Origin of the sequence: Shinella zoogloeoides (assembly GCF_003574625.1) — a bacterium.
Taxonomy (GTDB): domain Bacteria; phylum Pseudomonadota; class Alphaproteobacteria; order Rhizobiales; family Rhizobiaceae; genus Shinella; species Shinella zoogloeoides_A.
The window spans coordinates 231,986-249,192 of record NZ_QNUJ01000009.1 but is presented as its reverse complement, the minus strand read 5'-3'; the positions used below and the strand labels follow the sequence as shown (position 1 = coordinate 249,192).

The 17,207-nt window shown below is 67.5% G+C and carries 11 protein-coding genes; 6 read left to right on the top strand and 5 right to left on the bottom strand.

The window, feature by feature from the left end:
- The first annotated feature begins 14 nt into the window (after nucleotides 1-14).
- The 6 genes from DSD28_RS18950 (at nucleotide 15) to trxA (ending at nucleotide 11,892) form a co-directional block, all read left to right on the top strand.
- Nucleotides 15-2,462: a sensor histidine kinase gene (locus DSD28_RS18950; RefSeq protein ID WP_245424879.1), complete on the top strand. Its 2,448-nt coding sequence runs from the start codon at nucleotides 15-17 to the stop codon at nucleotides 2,460-2,462.
- 4 nt (nucleotides 2,463-2,466) lie between these two features.
- Nucleotides 2,467-3,963: a tRNA (adenosine(37)-N6)-threonylcarbamoyltransferase complex ATPase subunit type 1 TsaE gene (gene tsaE, locus DSD28_RS18945; protein WP_119257976.1), complete on the top strand. Its 1,497-nt coding sequence runs from the start codon at nucleotides 2,467-2,469 to the stop codon at nucleotides 3,961-3,963.
- 13 nt (nucleotides 3,964-3,976) lie between these two features.
- Nucleotides 3,977-4,711 carry a nucleotidyltransferase family protein gene (locus DSD28_RS18940; protein WP_119257975.1) on the top strand — a complete coding sequence of 245 codons (735 nt, stop codon included), beginning with the start codon at nucleotides 3,977-3,979 and terminating at the stop codon, nucleotides 4,709-4,711.
- 37 nt (nucleotides 4,712-4,748) lie between these two features.
- Nucleotides 4,749-7,925 carry a double-strand break repair protein AddB gene (addB, locus tag DSD28_RS18935; protein ID WP_119257974.1) on the top strand — a complete coding sequence of 1,059 codons (3,177 nt, stop codon included), beginning with the start codon at nucleotides 4,749-4,751 and terminating at the stop codon, nucleotides 7,923-7,925.
- Complete coding sequence (gene addA / locus DSD28_RS18930; RefSeq protein WP_119257973.1) at nucleotides 7,918-11,475, top strand: double-strand break repair helicase AddA; 3,558 nt, start codon at nucleotides 7,918-7,920, stop codon at nucleotides 11,473-11,475. Before addB ends, addA begins: the two co-directional genes overlap by 8 nt.
- Nucleotides 11,476-11,571: 96 nt before the next feature.
- The gene (trxA, locus tag DSD28_RS18925) at nucleotides 11,572-11,892 is read left to right on the top strand and encodes a thioredoxin (RefSeq protein WP_119257972.1); all 321 of its coding nucleotides are present in this window, start codon (nucleotides 11,572-11,574) and stop codon (nucleotides 11,890-11,892) included.
- Nucleotides 11,893-12,091: 199 nt separating this feature from the next.
- On the opposite strand, the gene DSD28_RS18920 is transcribed toward trxA, so the two are convergent.
- The 5 genes from DSD28_RS18920 to DSD28_RS18900 are packed head-to-tail and all read right to left on the bottom strand — an operon-like array spanning nucleotide 12,092 to nucleotide 17,110.
- Entirely contained in the window at nucleotides 12,092-13,435 is a 1,344-nt protein-coding gene (locus DSD28_RS18920) for a bifunctional folylpolyglutamate synthase/dihydrofolate synthase (protein WP_119257971.1), read from the bottom strand.
- 1 nt (nucleotide 13,436) lies between these two features.
- The gene (accD, locus tag DSD28_RS18915; RefSeq protein WP_119257970.1) at nucleotides 13,437-14,339 is read right to left on the bottom strand and encodes an acetyl-CoA carboxylase, carboxyltransferase subunit beta; all 903 of its coding nucleotides are present in this window, start codon (nucleotides 14,337-14,339) and stop codon (nucleotides 13,437-13,439) included.
- Nucleotides 14,340-14,377: 38 nt separating this feature from the next.
- Entirely contained in the window at nucleotides 14,378-15,217 is an 840-nt protein-coding gene (trpA, locus tag DSD28_RS18910; protein WP_119257969.1) for a tryptophan synthase subunit alpha, read from the bottom strand.
- 1 nt (nucleotide 15,218) lies between these two features.
- On the bottom strand, nucleotides 15,219-16,439 hold the full coding sequence (gene trpB, locus DSD28_RS18905) for a tryptophan synthase subunit beta (RefSeq protein WP_119257968.1): 1,221 nt from the start codon (nucleotides 16,437-16,439) through the stop codon (nucleotides 15,219-15,221).
- Nucleotides 16,436-17,110, bottom strand: a complete 675-nt coding sequence (locus tag DSD28_RS18900; protein WP_119258023.1) for a phosphoribosylanthranilate isomerase — start codon at nucleotides 17,108-17,110, stop codon at nucleotides 16,436-16,438. The genes trpB and DSD28_RS18900 overlap by 4 nt, the downstream gene beginning before the upstream one ends.
- Nucleotides 17,111-17,207 lie beyond the last annotated feature (97 nt).

The window sequence follows — 17,207 nt, the reverse complement described above, 5'->3', positions numbered from 1 at the left end:
CGCAAAATGCGAATATGGTTAACGGCTGGTTGACGGGCCGCGGCAGGCGCATCCTTGCGGCAGGCTCGGCGCTGGCGTCGCTTGCCCTTGCCAGCCCGGCGCATGCCGCCGGCCATCTCGCCACCACGGAAATCGTTACCGGATCCATGATGCTCGGCGTCCTGTCGGCGGCGATGATCTCGGCGCTCTGGATGATCCGCCAGCGCGGCCGCATGGAGGCCGAGCACCGCGAGCTGCGCGCGCATCTTTCCGACGCACGCCACACCGTTTCCCGCCTGCAGGCGCTGATCGGCGACAAGAACCGCCGCATCGTCATGTGGGACGGCCTTTCCGGCAAGCCGGAATTCCTGGGCCAGTTGCCGCCGGAAACCGGCGCGCCGCAGGCCGACCGCGATTTCCTCGCCTTCGGCCGCTGGCTGAAGCCGGCCTCCGCCGGCGAGATCGAGCGCGCCGTCGAAAAACTGCGCTCGCAAGCCCAGAGCTTCGACCTCGTCGTGGAAACGACCCGCGAGGAAGTGCTGGAAGCGCAGGGCCGTGTGTCCGGCGGACAGGCCTTCGTACGCTTCGTAGCGCTCAACAATCTGCGCGCGGAAGCCGCCGAACTGAAGCTGGAGCGCGACCGGCTGGTCGCGGCGCTGACGACGCTGCAGGGCCTGCTCGACCAGATCGACCTGCCCGTCTGGCAGCGCGCCGCGGACGGTTCGCTCGCCTGGGTGAACGAAGCCTATGCCGAGGCCGTCGAGGCGAGGGACGCTGCCGGCGCCGTCACCGAAGGCCGCGAGCTTCTACCGACCATCGCGCGTGAAAAGATCCGCTCGACCGCCACCTACGACACGCCGTTCCGCGACAAGGTCTCGACCGTCGTCCACGGCAACCGCAGCTTCTTCGACGTGGTGGACGCCCGCAGCGCGACGGGCTCCGCCGGCATCGCCGTCAACGTCTCCGATGTCGAGGCGGTGCGCGAGGAACTGGCGCGCACGCTGAAGAGCCACGCCGAAACGCTCGATCATCTCGCGACGCCCGTCGCGATCTTCGACGGCGACCAGCGCCTGCAATTCTACAACCAGGCCTTCCAGACCATGTGGGAGGTCGACACGGCCTTCCTCGAAGGCAAGCCCGGCAACGGCGAGCTGCTCGATCGCCTGCGCGCCGCAGGCAAGCTGCCGGAACAGCTCAACTGGAAACAGTGGAAGGAAACCGCGCTTTCCGTCTATCGCGCCATCGATACGCAGACCGATCTCTGGCATCTGCCGAACGGCCAGACGCTGCGCGTCTTCGCCACCGCCCGTCCGCAGGGCGGCGCCACCTGGGTCTTCGAGAACCTGACGGAAAAGGTCGATCTCGAGACGCGCTACAACACGCTGGTGCAGGTGCAGGACGAGACGATCGATCACCTCGCCGAAGGCGTCGCGGTGTTCAGCCCGGACGGGCGCATCCGCCTCTCCAACCCGGCCTTCCGGGCGCTATGGGGCATCAGCGAGGCCGAGGCGAAGTCCGGCACGCATATCCGCGCCATCGAGCAGGCCTGCGCGCCCTCCTACGACAAGCCTGACGGCTGGAAGCGCTTCGCGCACATCATCACCAGCTTCGACGACGAGCGCCCCTCCTGCCAGGGCGTGCTGGAGCTGCGCACCGGGCTCATCCTCGACTTCGCGGTCATTCCGCTCTCCAACGCCCAGACGATGCTGACCTTCGTCAACGTCACCGACAGCGTGCGCGTCAGCCGGGCGCTGACAGAGAAGAACGAGGCGTTGCGCAAGGCGGACGCGCTGAAGAACGATTTCGTGCAGCACGTCTCCTACGAGCTGCGCTCGCCGCTGACCAACATCATCGGCTTCGCCGACCTCCTGAAGACGCCGACCATGGGCGATCTCAACGACCGGCAGGCCGAATATGTCGACCATATCGCGACCTCCTCGGCGGTGCTGCTGACCATCGTCAACGACATCCTCGACCTTGCGACCGTCGATGCCGGCATCATGGAACTCGACTATACCGAGATCAACCTGACGGACCTCATCGACGACGTGTCGATGCAGTTCGCCGACCGGCTGCACGACGCGCAGGTGACGCTGGAGATTATCGCGCCCGACAATCTCGGCACCATCGTCGCGGACCAGCAGCGCCTCAAGCAGATCCTCATCAAGCTGCTCGGCAATGCCGCGAATTTCGCGCCGGCCGGCAGCGCCATCGGCTTCCGCTGCTGGCGCGAGGGCAGCGACCTCGTCTTCATGGTCTCCGACCGGGGACCGGGCATTCCGCAGGACGTGCTGAAGACCGTGTTCAACCGCTTCGAAAGCCACGGCCGCCACGGCGGCGCGGGCCTCGGCCTTTCCATCGTGGAGAGCTTCGTCAGCCTGCACCACGGCACCGTCAAGATCGACAGCCACGAGGGCCGCGGCACGGACGTCACCGTGCGCATTCCCTCGGCGACGATGACCTCGTTCGCGGCAGCGGAATAGGCGCATGGCGCTCGACATCGTCCTTGCCGACGAAGCCGCGACCATCCGCTTCGGCGAGGACATGGCCATCGCCCTGAAGCGCGGCGACTATGTCGCGCTCTCCGGCGATCTCGGCGCCGGCAAGTCGACCTTTTCGCGCGCGGTGATCCGCGCCATCGCGGACGATGCCTTTCTGGAGGTACCGAGCCCGACCTTCACGCTGGTGCAGAGCTACGATCTCAGGCTTCCCGTCGCCCATTTCGACCTCTATCGCATCGCGGATGCCGCCGAGATCGACGAACTCGGCTTCGACGAGGCGCTTGCCGACGGCATCTGCCTCGTCGAATGGCCGGAAAAGGGCGAAGGCGCCCTGCCCGCCGACGGCATCACCCTGACCTTCACGCATGAAGGCGAGGGCCGGCGCGTCATCATCGATGGCCCGGCACCGGCGCTTGCCCGCATCGAGCGGTCCCTCGCCATCCGCGCCTTCCTCGACGAAGCCGGCTACCGGGATGCGAGGCGCCGGCACCTGACGGGCGATGCGTCCGTGCGCGCCTATGAGCATGTCACGTCCGGCGGCATGCGCTATGTGCTGATGGACGCGCCGCGCCACACGCCCGGCCCGATCCTCGCCCATGGCAAATATTACCAGCAGATCGCCCATATCGCCGAGGACGTGAAGCCGTTCGTCGCAATCGGCCGGCACCTCGTTTCCCGCGGCCTTCGCGCACCCGCCATCTACGAGACGGATATAGAACAGGGCATCCTCCTGATCGAGGATCTCGGCAGCGAGGGCGTTCTCGATGCGGGGGGCGCACCGATCGCGGAGCGCTATCTGGAGAGCGCCGCCTGCCTCGCGCATATGCACGGGCAAGCTTTTGCACGCGATCTTCCGGTAGCGGATGGCATCGTCCATACCGTGCCGGATTTCGACCGGGACGCCATGCAGATCGAGGTGAGCCTCCTCACCGACTGGTACCTGCCCTGGAAACGGGGCACGCCGGCGAGCGAGGATGAGCGCCAAGAGTACATCGCCATCTGGGACGGGCTGATCGCCAGCCTTTCGGCCGCCGAGCACAATCTCCTGCTGCGCGATTTCCATTCGCCGAACATCATCTGGCGGCCGGAAGCGGCAGGCATCGACCGGGTCTGCATCATCGATTTCCAGGACGCGATGATCGGCCCGTCGGCCTATGACGTCGCCTCGCTGGTGCAGGATGCCCGCGTCGATATTCCCGATGACTTGGCGGACGGCATGCTTGCCCGCTACCTCTCGCTGCGCGAGGAACAGAGCGGCTTCGACCGGCAGCGCTTCTCACGCGACTGGCACGTCATGGCGGCGCAGCGCAATTGCAAGCTGGTCGGCATCTGGGTGCGGCTGATGCAGCGCGACGGCAAGCCCGCCTATATGCGCCATATGCCGCGTACCTTCCGCTATCTGACGCAGGCGCTTTCCCATCCCGACCTCGCCCCCTTGCGCGTCTGGTGCGAAAAGGCTGGAATCCTCGCGACCGAATCATAGCGCGAGTGCCCCGATGAAGATCGAAGACGCCATGGTGCTGGCCGCCGGCCTTGGAACGCGCCTGCGCCCCATCACCGATACCATGCCGAAACCGCTGGTGCCGATCGCCGGCAAGCCGATGATCGACTACGGGCTGGATGCGCTGGCCGAAGCGGGCGTGAAGCGCGCGGTTGTCAACGTGCATCATTTCGCCGAACAGATGACGGCGCATCTCGCCAGTCGGACGGTGCCGGAGATCGTCCTTTCCGACGAAACGGACCGGCTGATGAATTCCGGCGGCGGGCTTGCGAAGGGTCTGAAGCTGCTCGGCCGCGAACCCGTGCTCGTCATGAACGCCGATCTCTTCTGGATCGGCGAAAAACCCGGCCAGAAGACCAATCTCCAGCGGTTGGCGGAAAGCTTCGATCCCGAGACCATGGACATCCTCATGCTCTGCGTGAAGCTGGAGGATACGACCGGGCACAACGGCAAGAAGGACTTTTCGCTCGATACGGAAGGCCGCCTCACCCGCTACCGGGAAGGCAGCGACACACCCGTCGTCTATGCCGGCGCGCTCGCGCTGATGCCGGCGCTGCTCGACGATGCGCCGGACGACGCCTTCAACCTCAACATCTATTTCGACCGCGCCATCGAGACGGGCCGGCTGCGCGGCATCATGCTGGAAGGCCACTGGATCACCGTCGGCACGCCCGAGGCCATCGGCGCGGCGGAGGCCGTGATCGGCGCCTTTCGCGAGGCGGCGGCGTGAGGGCCACAGCCACAGGTCTTCCTAACCGGAGGCAATCATGACGACGCGCGGTGGCGGCCGCATCTATTCGATTCCGGCGAGCCTGCCCTTCCTGAAGACGGTCGCGCAAAGCCTCGTCGACGGGCGGCTCGTTCCCGGCTTCACCTACGATCCCGCCGATCCGCTGGCGCTGGCCGACGTCACCATCTATGTGCCGACCCGGCGCTCTGCCCGCGTCATCCGCTCGGAATTCGTCGATCTCTTCGGCGGACGCTCGGCCATCCTGCCCACCATCCGGGCGCTCGGCGAGACGGACGACGACAGCGGCTTCTTCGACGAGGTGGCCCCCGCCCTTCTCGACATGGCCGAGCCGCTTTCCGGCCCGACGCGGCTTCTCGAACTCGCCCGCCTCGTCCTCGCCTGGCGCAACCGGCTGCCGGCCGCCGTCACGTCCGTCCATGCCGACAGCCCGCTCGTCGCCCCCGCAAGCCCGGCGGATGCCGTGTGGCTTGCCCGCAACCTCGCCGAGATCATCGACGCGATGGAGACGGAGGAGCTCGACTGGTCGGCGCTGGAGAATCTCGACACTTCCAACCATGCGCTCTGGTGGCAGCTCACCGCCGAATTCCTGAAGATCGCCAGCGATTTCTGGCCGGCGCGGCTGACGGAGCTGAACCGCTCCTCGCCCTCCCTGCGGCGCAATGCGACGCTCCACGCCGAGACGGAGCGCTATCGCCATTCGCCGCCCAGTGGCCCCGTCATCATCGCCGGTTCGACGGGCTCCATTCCGGCAACGGCCGGGCTGATCGCCGCCGTCGCAGAGCTGCCGAACGGCGTCGTCATCCTGCCGGGGCTCGACCGCTTCATGTCGGAGACGGAATGGATGCTGGTCGGCCGGCAGGACGGCGCGCAGAAGCCGGATGCCGCCTCCCGCAGCCATCCGCAATACGGCCTCCACCGGCTGCTCGCCCGCATGGGCTGCACGCGCGCCGATGTGGAAACGCTGGGCGCACCGCCCGAGACGCTGGAATACCGCACGAAGATCCTCTCCAGCGCCTTCCTGCCGACGCAGGCGACGGCCGGCTGGGGCGAGGCCCGCGGCACGCTCGATGCCGGCCGGATGGCGCAAGCGTTCCGCGACGTGTCGCTCGTGGAAGCTGCGAACGAACGCGAGGAGGCGCTGGCCATCGCCATCGCGCTGCGGCTCGCGCTGGAGGATAGCGAGGACGCGCAGGCGGCGCTGATCACGCCGGACCGCAAGCTCGGCCGGCGCGTCGCTGCGGAACTCGCCCGCTTCGGCATCGAGGCGGACGATTCGGCCGGCACGCCGCTGCTCTCCACGCCGCAGGGAACGCTGCTGCGCCTCCTCACGGAGGCGGCGCTAAGGCCCGGCGATCCGGTGCCGCTCGTCGCCCTGCTGAAACATCCCCTCGCCCGCTTCGGCCTTGCCGAGACCGAGATGCGCGCGGCCGTGACCGCGCTGGAGCTGACGGCGCTGCGCGGCGGCACGGCGGAGATCGACATTTCCACGCTGGAGCCGCTGCTGGAAGCCGCGATGAAGCAGCAGGCGGAGGATCGGCACCCACCCTTCTGGCGCACGGCGCTGCCGGCGGAAGCCCTTCCGCTGGCTCGTGACCTCGCGCGCCGGATCGCCGAAGCCGCCGAGCCGCTGACCGGCCTCCTCGTACAGCAAAGCCGGACCGGGCGGCGCTTCTCTTCGAAGCTGCCGCTCTCCGACTGGGCGGAGCGGACCGGGCGGGCGCTGGAGGCGGTGGTGGCGGACGCGCGCGGCGACCTTGCCGCGCTCTGGTCCGGCGAGGCCGGCGACAGCCTTGCGAACCTCCTGAAAAGCGTCATCGAGACGGACGGGCAGATCGAGGCCGACGGGCCGCAATGGTGCGATATCATCGAGGCGCTGGCGACGAGCGAGAGCGTCAAGCCGCGCTCCATGCGCCATCCGCGCGTGTTCATCTTCGGTGCGCTCGAATCGCGCCTGCAAAGCGTCGATACCGTGGTGATCGGCGGGCTCAACGAGGGCACCTGGCCGGGACAGGCGGCGAACGACGCCTTCCTCTCCCGCATCATGAAGGTGGAGATCGGACTGGAGCCGCCGGAGCGGCGCATCGGCCAGCTCGGCCACGACCTGCAAATGGCCGCCGGCGCACCGAAACTCATCCTGACGCGGGCGCTGCGCAACGGCACCGCCCCCACCGTCGCCTCGCGCTGGCTGCAACGGCTGCTCGCCGTCGGCGGCCCCGCCCTGGCCGGCGACCTGCGCGCGCGCGGCAGAAGCTTCATCGACTGGGCGAATGCGGTGGACAGGAGCGCGCCGGTGCCGAATGCCCCGCGCCCGGCGCCACGGCCGCCGGCGGAGTTGCAGCCGAAGAAATATTCCTTCAGCCAGATCGGCCGGCTGCGGCGCGACCCATACGCGATCTATGCCCAGCATATCCTCCGGCTCGATCCCATCGCGCCCTTCAATCTCGATCCCGGTCCGGCCGAACGCGGCTCGCTCTATCACCGCATCGTCGACCGTTTCGTGCGGGAGGAGACGACCGGCGAGCCGCTTTCACTGATAAGCCGGATTCTCAAGGAGGAGTTCGACGCGGTCGCCCTGCCGCCGCATATCGACGCCGTCTGGCGACCGCGCTTTGCCGCCGTCGCCCGCGCCTTCGTGGACTGGCACTTGAAGCGGGCAGACAGCGTGCGGGAAAGCCTGACGGAAGTGCCGGCCTCGCTCGACCTCGCGCTGAGCGGCGTCCGGCTCACCGGCATTGCCGACCGCATCGATATCCTGCCGGACGGCAGCGCCGATCTTCTCGACTACAAGACCGGCAGCACGCCTTCCCTGAAGGTGGCGCGCGCGCTGCTCGACCCGCAGCTCGCGCTTGAGGCGGCGGCGATCAAGCGCGGGGCGTTTCGTGGCCCCGGCATCCGCGAGCCGGCGAACCTTCTTTATGTCCGCCTCAAACCCGGCGAACGGTTCAAGGAAGAGCAGGTCAACAACGAGCATGCGAAATCCGCCAATGCGACGCCGAAATCGGCGGCCGACCTTGCCGAGGAAGCGCTGACGGAGCTGGAGAAGCTGCTGACGGGGCTGATCGCGGGGCGCTACGGCTTCGCCTCGCGGCTGATCCCCGAGCAGGAACGGGACTATGGCGGGGAATACGACCATCTGGCGCGCGTCGCCGAATGGTCGTCCGCCGAAAACAGCGGGGAGGGCGAGGATGCTTGAGGAAGACCGGCCCGTCTCCACCGAACCCGCCGCCTGGCTGGACTGGACGACGCGGAAACAGGCGATCGCCTCTGATCCGCGCCGCTCGGCCTGGGTCTCGGCCAATGCCGGCTCCGGCAAGACGCATGTGCTGACGCAGCGCGTCATCCGCCTGCTGCTCGCCGGCTGCCGGCCATCGGCCATTCTTTGCCTGACCTATACCAAGGCTGCGGCCTCGGAAATGTCGAACCGCGTCTTCGAGCGGCTGGCGGAATGGGCGACGCTTTCCGACGAGGCGCTCTCCGACCGGGTGGCGGCCATCGAGGGCGAGCGGCCGGACCTCTTCAAGCTCGCCGAGGCGCGGCGGCTCTTCGCCCGCGCGCTCGAAACGCCGGGCGGGTTGAAGATCCAGACCATCCACGCCTTCTGCGAGGCGCTGCTGCACCAGTTCCCGCTGGAAGCCAATGTCGCCGGACATTTTTCCGTGCTCGACGACCGGGCGGCGGCCGTGCTCCTGGCGGATGCCCGGCGCACGCTGCTGACCGCGACGGCGAGCGAGGACGACCGGGCGCTCGCCGCCGCCTTCGCCACCGTGCTCGACATCGCCGACGATACGGGGCTGGAAAAGCTGATCTCCGACATCGTCGCAAGCCGTGGGCCGATCCGCGAATTCCTCGAAGCCGCCGAGAAGGCGGGCGGTGCGGAGGTGGCGCTTCGCCGGGAAATCGGGCTGGCGCCGGACGAGACAGCGGAGGACATCCTTGCCGCCTTCTGGCCGCTCGACGGCTTGCAGGGCGCGACGCTGGAGAGCTATCTCGCCGCTGCCGAAGCGCTCGGCAGTGAGACGGTGAAGGCAACCGCCGCCGGGCTGCGCGGCGTCGCACGGCTGACGGATGCCGAGGCGCGGCGCTCAACGCTGCACGACCTCTTCTTCACCGGCACCGGCACGCCGCGCAGCCTGGAGCGCTCGTTCTTCTCCAAGAAGGTAAAGGACAGCGCGCCGCATCTCGAAGCGGCGCTGCAGGCCGCGCAGGCCCATGTGATCGTCTGCGACGACCGGCTGCGGCGTTTGCGCATGTACGAGGCGACGCTTGCCGCGCTCGTCATCGCCGAGCGGCTGATCGGCGACTACGAGGACCTGAAGCGCGCACGCAGCCTGCTCGATTTCGACGACCTGATCGACCGCACCGCAGCGCTTCTGACGCGCGAGCGGGTGAGCGCCTGGGTGCATTACAAGCTCGACCAGGGCATCGACCATATCCTCGTCGACGAGGCGCAGGATACCAGCCCGCGGCAATGGCTGATCGTGAAGGCGCTGACGGACGATTTCTTCGCCGGCGAAACGGCGCGGATCGCCGGGCGCACGATCTTCGCCGTGGGGGACGAGAAGCAGTCGATCTATTCCTTCCAGGGGGCGCGGCCGGAACGGTTCGCCGAGGAGGGGCGCGAGGTCTCCCGCCGCACGCAGGTTGCGGAGGCGGCGTTCAGCCCGATCCGGCTGCTGCTTTCCTTCCGCTCGACGCGGGACGTGCTTTCGGCCGTCGACCGGGTGTTTCTCGACCCCGCCAATGCGCGCGGGCTGACGCCGGACGGCGGCGAGATCGTGCATGCCTCCAATCGTGGGCGCGAGCCGGGGGCGGTCGATATCTGGGAGGTGATCGCCGCGCCGCCGGGGCTCGACGAGGAGGACTGGACGGCGCCCTTCGACGCCGTCGCCGAGGAAGCGCCGATCAACGTGCTCGCCCGGCGCATCGCCGATACGCTGGCCGGTTGGATCGGCCGCGAGACGGTGACGGAAAAGGGCAAGGTGCGGCCGATGGAGGCCGGCGACGTGATCGTGCTGGTGCGCAAGCGCGACGCCTTCGTCAACGCGCTGACGCGCACGCTCAAGCAGCGGCACAACCTGCCTGTCGCCGGCGCGGACCGGCTGGTGCTGACGAAGCATATCGCCGTGCAGGACCTGATGGCGCTCGGCCGCTTCGCCGTGCTGCCGGAGGACGATCTTTCGCTGGCGGCGCTCTTGAAGAGCCCGCTGTTCGGGCTCGACGAGGAGACCCTGTTCGAGCTTGCCGCCCGGCGCGGCGGGAAGCAGACGCTCTGGGCGCGGCTTCGCGACGTGGCGGAGACGGATGAGAGGCTGGCGGCGCTCGTTCGCCGGCTTGAGGGCACCATCCGCGATGCGCGCGGCCAGTCCGTGCACGATTTCTATGCCCGCATCCTCGGCGCAGGCGGCGGGCGACGGGCCTTCCTCGCCCGACTCGGGGCGGAGGCGGGCGAGATCATCGACGAATTCCTGACCTTCGCGCTGGAGCAGGAGGATAACGGCCTGCCGGGCCTGCAGGCCTTCGTCTCGACGCTGGAGCTGGAGGCGCCGACCGTCAAACGCGAGCAGGACAAGGCGCGCGGCGAGATCCGTATCATGACCGTGCATGCGGCCAAGGGGCTGGAGGCGCCGGTCGTCTTCCTCGTCGACGGCGGGGCGAAGGCCTTCAGCCACAGCCACATGCCGCAGCTACGCTTCCTTGCAGCACCAAGCCTTGCCGGCGGCCTGCCGGCCTGGCTGCCGCTGAAGGACCTCGGCAACGCCATGACCGAGGCGGATGCCGAGCGGATCAAGGCGGGGGCGGAGGAGGAATATCGCCGGCTTCTCTACGTCGCGATGACGCGCGCGGCCGACCGGCTCGTCGTCTGCGGCTATCGCGGCCGGCAGGAGAACAAGGATACCTGGCACCCGATGATCGCGGCCGCGCTTTCCGCCGATGACGCGCGCTGCGTGGAGACCAACTTCGCGACCGCGAGCGAAAGCTGGCAGGGCCTCGCCTGGCGAGAAGCCGGGGCGGCGGCGGTCGGCGAGGTCATCGCGGCGGCGGCCGAGCAGAAGCCGCAGGCAGCGTTGCCGGAGGCGCTGGGACGTCCCCTGCCGCCGCAGAAATCCCTGCCGCGGCCGCTCAGCCCTTCCGGCGCGGCGGCGGTGATCGAGACGGACAAGGCGGACCTTCTGGTGCCCTCGGCGCTGTTCGGCCGGAAGGGCGGCGCTCAGGGGGCCGGGCTCGCGCTGGAGCGCGGGCGCATCCTGCACCGCTTCCTGCAAGTCCTGCCCGCCTTCGAACCTATGGAGCGCGCGGCGGCGGCGCGGCGCTATCTGGAACGGGCGGCGGCAAACTGGCCGGAAAGCGCGCGGGCCTCGCTCATCGCGGCGGCGCTGGCCGTCATCGATGACGAAAGCCTTGCCGCGATCTTTTCGCCCGCAGCGCGGGCGGAAGTGTCGATCATGGGCACGCTGGCGCTCGGCGGCCGGGACTATGCCGTTTCGGGGCGCATCGACCGCATGGCGGTGACGGAAAGCGCGGTCGAGATCGTCGATTTCAAGACGAACCGCGTGCCGCCGGGCTCGGCGGACGAGGTTCCGTTCGAGCACCGGGCGCAGCTTGCGATCTACCGCGCGATCCTTGCCCCGCTCTATCCCGGACGGGAAATCCGCTGCGGGCTGATCTATACGGAAGCGGCAAAAACCTATTGGCTGGATGCCGCCCGCATGGAGGCGAGCCTTGCCGAACTTGCCTCGAAGTGAGATACCGGAAAGGACGATCCGCCGCCCGGCCGGCCTTGAAACCGGCGGCAGGCAGCATCACATCTTATGCAACGATCACCATTCAAGGAGAGCCTCATGGCTACCGTCAAAGTCGACCAGTCCAATTTCCAGGCCGAAGTCCTCAATTCCGCAGAGCCGGTCGTCGTCGATTTCTGGGCCGAATGGTGCGGCCCCTGCAAGATGATCGCGCCCGCGCTCGAGGAAATCTCCTCGGAGCTGGCCGGCAAGGTGAAGGTCGCCAAGCTGAACATCGACGAGAACCCGGAACTCGCCGCCCAGTACGGCGTGCGCTCCATTCCGACGCTCGCCCTGTTCAAGGGCGGTGAAGTCGCCGACATCAAGGTCGGCGCCGCGCCGAAGACGGCCCTCTCCTCGTGGATTTCCAGCGCCGCCTGAACGGACCGCGATTGGACAAGATCAAGCCCGGCCTTCGTGCCGGGCTTTTTTGCGGCGTTCAACAAATCCGCCCCCCCCCCCCCTCTCCTCCGCCATGCTCGGGCCTGTCCCGAGCATCTGCGACGTCTCGATTTTCCGATGCGTTGGCAGATTCTCAGCATGAGGCCGAGGATAACGAGCAGAAATGGGCTTTCCGTGTTCAGGCCGGCGGCGTGCCGTTGTCGGCGAGGACATCGCCGACGAGATAGAGCGAGCCGCCGATGAGGATGCGCGGGGGGACGGAGTCCTCAGCGGTGATGCGGGCGATTTCGGCGAGCGCCTCTGCGACCGTCGAGAGCGGCGCAGCGTCGAGGCCGGCGCGGGCGGCGTCATCGGCGAGCGAGACCGGGTCGAGACCGGCATCGGAGCCGCGAATCGGCACCGTGAAGACACGCTCGGCAAGGCCGCCGAAGGGTTCGAAATAACCGACCGGGTCCTTGGTGTTGATCATGCCGGTGACGAGGAAGAGCGGGCGCGCCTCGCGCTCCTCGAAATTCGCCATGGTCTCGGAAATCACCTGGCCGGCGCCCGGATTGTGGCCGCCGTCGACCCAGATCTCGCTGCCACGCGGGGCAAGCCGAAGCAGCGCGCCATCCGGCAGCCGCTGCAGCCGGCCCGGCCATTCGACGCGGGCAAGGCCGATTTCCATGGCATGTTCCGAAACCGCAAGGCCCGCCGCCTTGACGGCGCGGATGGCGGCGGCGGCATTGGCATATTGGTGGCGGCCCGGCAGGCGCGGCAACGGCAGGTCGGCAAGGCCGAACTCGTCCTGGTAGACGAGGCGGCCATATTCCTCATGCGCCATGAAATCCTGGCCGTAGACGGCATAGGGGCAGCCGAGCCGCTCGGCGGTCTCGATCAGCACGTCGCGGGCCGCCTCTTCGCTCTGGAAGCCGATGACGACGGGCGCCCCGCGCTTCATGATGCCAGCCTTTTCGGCCGCGATCAGCTCGACGCGATCGCCGAGATAGGCCTGGTGATCGAGCGAGATCGGCATGATGACCGAGACGGCGGGATGCTGAATGACATTGGTCGCGTCGAAGCGGCCGCCGAGGCCGACCTCGATGATCGCGACGTCCGCCGGGTGCTCGGAAAACAGCAGGAAGGTGACGGCCGTCAGGATTTCGAAGACGGTGATCTTCTCGCCGCCATTGGCCTCTGCGACGCGGCGCACCGCATCGGCAAGGACGGCGTCTTCGACGAAGCGGCCACGCCCGCCCTTGACGCCGAGGCGATAGCGCTCGTGCCAGTTGACGAGATGGGGCGAGGTGTGGACGTGGACGGAAAGGCCCTCGGCCTCCAGGATCGAACGGCAGAAGGCCGTGACCGAGCCCTTGCCGTTGGTGCCGGCCACATGGATGACCGGCGGCAGTTTCAGGTGCGGATTACCGAGCGCGGCGAGCAGCCGCGTGATGCGGTCCAGCGAAAGATCGAACCCCTTGGGATGGAGACCGAGAAGCTTCTCGATCTCCACTGCCGCCTCGCTGGCCACCACGCCGGTCATGTCACTGGGCCGCGATGGCGAGGGCGCCGTTCGCTGCCGAGGATGCAGCCGGCTTCTTCATCAGGATTTTCAGAAGGCGGGCGAGCGTATCGGGAATGTCATGACGCTTGACGACCATGTCGACCATGCCGTGGTCGAGCAGGTATTCCGAGGTCTGGAAGCCTTCCGGCAGCTTCTCGCGGATGGTCTGCTCGATGACACGCTTGCCGGCGAAGCAGATTTCCGCGCCCGGCTCGGCAAGATGAATATCGCCCAGCATGGCGTAGGAAGCCGTCACGCCGCCCGTCGTCGGGTTGGTGAGCACGACGATATAGGGCAGGCCCGCTTCCTTCAGCATCTCCACGGCGACCGTGGTGCGGGGAAGCTGCATCAGCGAGAGGATGCCTTCCTGCATGCGCGCGCCGCCGGAGGCAGGGAACATGACGAGCGGGCACTTTTCCGCGATGGCGCGCTCGAAGGCCTTGATGATCGCCTCACCGGCGGCAATGCCGAGCGAGCCGCCCATGAAGGCGAATTCGTGCACGACGGCGACGAGCTTGACGCCGCGCACCTTGCCGACGCCGGCAAGGATCGTGTCTTCCAACTCGGTCTTGGCGCGGCTGTCCTTCAGGCGGTCGGTGTATTTCTTGGAATCGCGGAACTTCAGCGGGTCCTGCGCGACCTTCGGCTGCTGCAGGGACTCGTAGACGCCCTCGTCGAAGAGGTCCTTCAGGCGGGCCTTGGCCGGCATCTTCATGTGGTAGCCCGATGCCGGGATGACCCACTTGTTCTCCTCGAGATCGCGGTGGAACACCATCTCGCCGGTTTCCGGGCACTTGATCCAGAGATTTTCCGGTACATCCCGGTCAGGGCGGCCAAGCATCGAGTTGATCTTCGGCCGAACGTAATTCGTGATCCAGTTCACGGTCTAGCTCCCGTTACAATGGTTCCCATGTGGGAACTTTACTCCGCCGCCGCAAGGCGCGATGCGCGCACGCCCGATGCGAGGCTCATGACCAGCGTCTCGACACCGGCGACGGTGGCGGCGCTTGCCGTGCCTTCCGCCGTGAGGCTGGAGGCGATCTGGTTGACGATGGCGGTGCCGACGACGACGCCGTCCGCCGACGCGCCGATGGCGCGGGCGTGCTCGGCCGTCTTGACGCCGAAGCCGACGCAGACCGGCAGCTTCGTATGCGCCTTGATGCGACCGACCGCGCCGCCGATGAGAGAGGGATCGGGCAGGGCCGAGCCGGTGATGCCGTTCATCGAGACATAGTAGACAAAGCCCGACGTGTTCTTCAGGACGGCCGGCAGGCGCTTCTCGTCCGTGGTCGGGGTCGCGAGGCGGATGAAGTTGATGCCCCTGGCGAGCGCCGGGGTGCAGAGCTCGTCATCCATTTCCGGCGGCAGATCGACGACGATGAGGCCGTCAATGCCGGCTTCCAGCGCGTCGTTCAGGAAACGCTCGACGCCGTAGATATAGATCGGGTTGTAGTAGCCCATCAGCACGATCGGCGTCGCGTCGTCCTCCTTGCGGAAGTCACGGGCCATCTGCAGCGTCTTGGCGAGCGTCTGGCCGCCCTTCAGCGCGCGCTGGCCGGCGAGCTGGATCGCCGGGCCGTCGGCCATCGGATCGGAGAAGGGCATGCCGAGCTCGATGACGTCGGAGCCGGCCTTCGGCAGCGCCTTCATGATCTCCAGCGAGCTCGCATAATCCGGATCGCCGCCCATGAAATAGGTGACGAGGGCCGGGCGGCCTTCCGCCGCGAGATCCGCGAAGCGTTTGTCCATGCGTGCGGTCATCTTAGAGCTCCATGCCGAGGATCTTGCCGACGGTGAAGATATCCTTGTCGCCGCGGCCGGAGAGGTTCATCAGGATGATCTGGTCCTTGCCCATCTTCGGCGCGCGCTTGATCACCTCGGCGACGGCATGGCTCGGCTCCAGCGCCGGGATGATGCCTTCGAGCTTCGTCAGAAGCTGGAAGGCCTCCAGCGCTTCGTCGTCCATGATCGGAACGTATTCAGCGCGGCCGATCTCGTGCAGCCAGGCATGCTCCGGGCCGATGCCGGGATAGTCGAGGCCGGCGGAGATCGAATGGCCTTCCTTGATCTGGCCGTCGGCATCCTGCAGCAGATAGGTACGGTTGCCGTGCAGGACGCCCGGCGAGCCGGCCGTCAGCGAGGCGCAGTGCTCCTCGCCGTCGAGGCCCTTGCCGCCGGCTTCGACGCCGACGATCTGGACGTTCTTGTCGTCGAGGAAGGGATGGAAGAGGCCGATCGCATTGGAGCCACCGCCGACGGCGGCGACGACCATGTCCGGCAGGCGGCCTTCGGCGGCGAGCATCTGCTCGCGCGCTTCCACGCCGATGACGGCCTGGAAATCGCGCACCAGCTCCGGATAGGGATGCGGGCCGGCGGCGGTGCCGATCAGGTAATAGGTATCATCGACATTGGTGACCCAGTCGCGCAGCGCCTCGTTCATGGCATCCTTCAGCGTGCCATGGCCGGCCGTGACGGGACGCACTTCCGCGCCAAGCAGCTTCATGCGGAAGACGTTCGGCGCCTGACGCTCGACATCCGTCGCGCCCATATAGACGACGCAGGGGAAGCCGAAGCGCGCGGCGACGGTGGCCGAGGCGACGCCATGCTGGCCGGCGCCGGTCTCGGCGATGATGCGCGTCTTGCCCATGCGCTTGGCAAGCAGGATCTGGCCGATGCAATTGTTGATCTTGTGCGAGCCGGTGTGGTTCAGCTCCTCGCGCTTGAAGTAGATCTTCGCGCCGCCGAGATGCTGCGTCAGGCGCTCGGCATAATAGAGCGGGCTCGGGCGGCCGATATAGTGGGCGCCGAGGTCCTTCAGCTCCGCCTGGAAGGCCGGGTCGGTCTTGGCCTTGTTCCACTCTTCCTGAAGATCGAGGATCAGCGGCATCAGGGTCTCGGCGACGAAGCGCCCGCCGAAGATGCCGAAGCGGCCGTCCTCGTCCGGACCCTCGCGGTAGGAATTCAGGTTGGGTGACTGGTTCACTTGCCTCTCCCTGCGGCGGCGGTTTCGCGTTCCGCCTGTCGTGCCGCTTCAAAAAACGCTTCCATCAGGCCGAGGTCCTTGACGCCGGGCGCGCTCTCGACGCCGGAACTTGCGTCGATGCCGGGCGCGCCGGTCATCCGGATGGCCTCGGCGAGGTTATCCTTGTTCAGCCCACCCGAAAGCATGTAATCGACGCCGCCGTCAAGCAGATGCATGAGGTTCCAGTCGAAGGAGACGCCGTTGCCGCCCGGAAGCTCGGAGCCCGCCGGCGGTTTGGCATCGAAGAGGAAGCGGTCGGCGATGCCGATATAGGGGTCGATCTTCTTGAGATCGTCCGCCTCGCGCACGGAAAAGGCCTTCATCACCGGCAGGCCATAGACCGCCTTGACGGTCAGCACCCGCTCCGGGCTTTCATTACCGTGGAGCTGTAGAATATCAGGCGAAAGCTGGTCGACGATCTCGTCCAGCGTGTCGCTGTCGGCATTGACGGTGACGGCGACGATCTTCGCGCGCCCGCGCGCCCGCTCCGCCAGCCGGCCGGCATCGGCGGGCTCGATGTTGCGCGGGCTCTTGGGGAAGAAGATGAAGCCGATATGGCTGGCGCCGAGCGCAACCGCCCTGTCGACGGCCTCTTCGGTCTTCAGCCCGCAGATTTTGATGTCGAGTGTCATGGTCGAGGGAGTCGCACGAATCACCAGAAGAGTCGAGCCGAAAGACGGCGGCAAAAGGGCCGGGACCGGCGCCCTTGCATGGGCGGCCAGCGCGCCC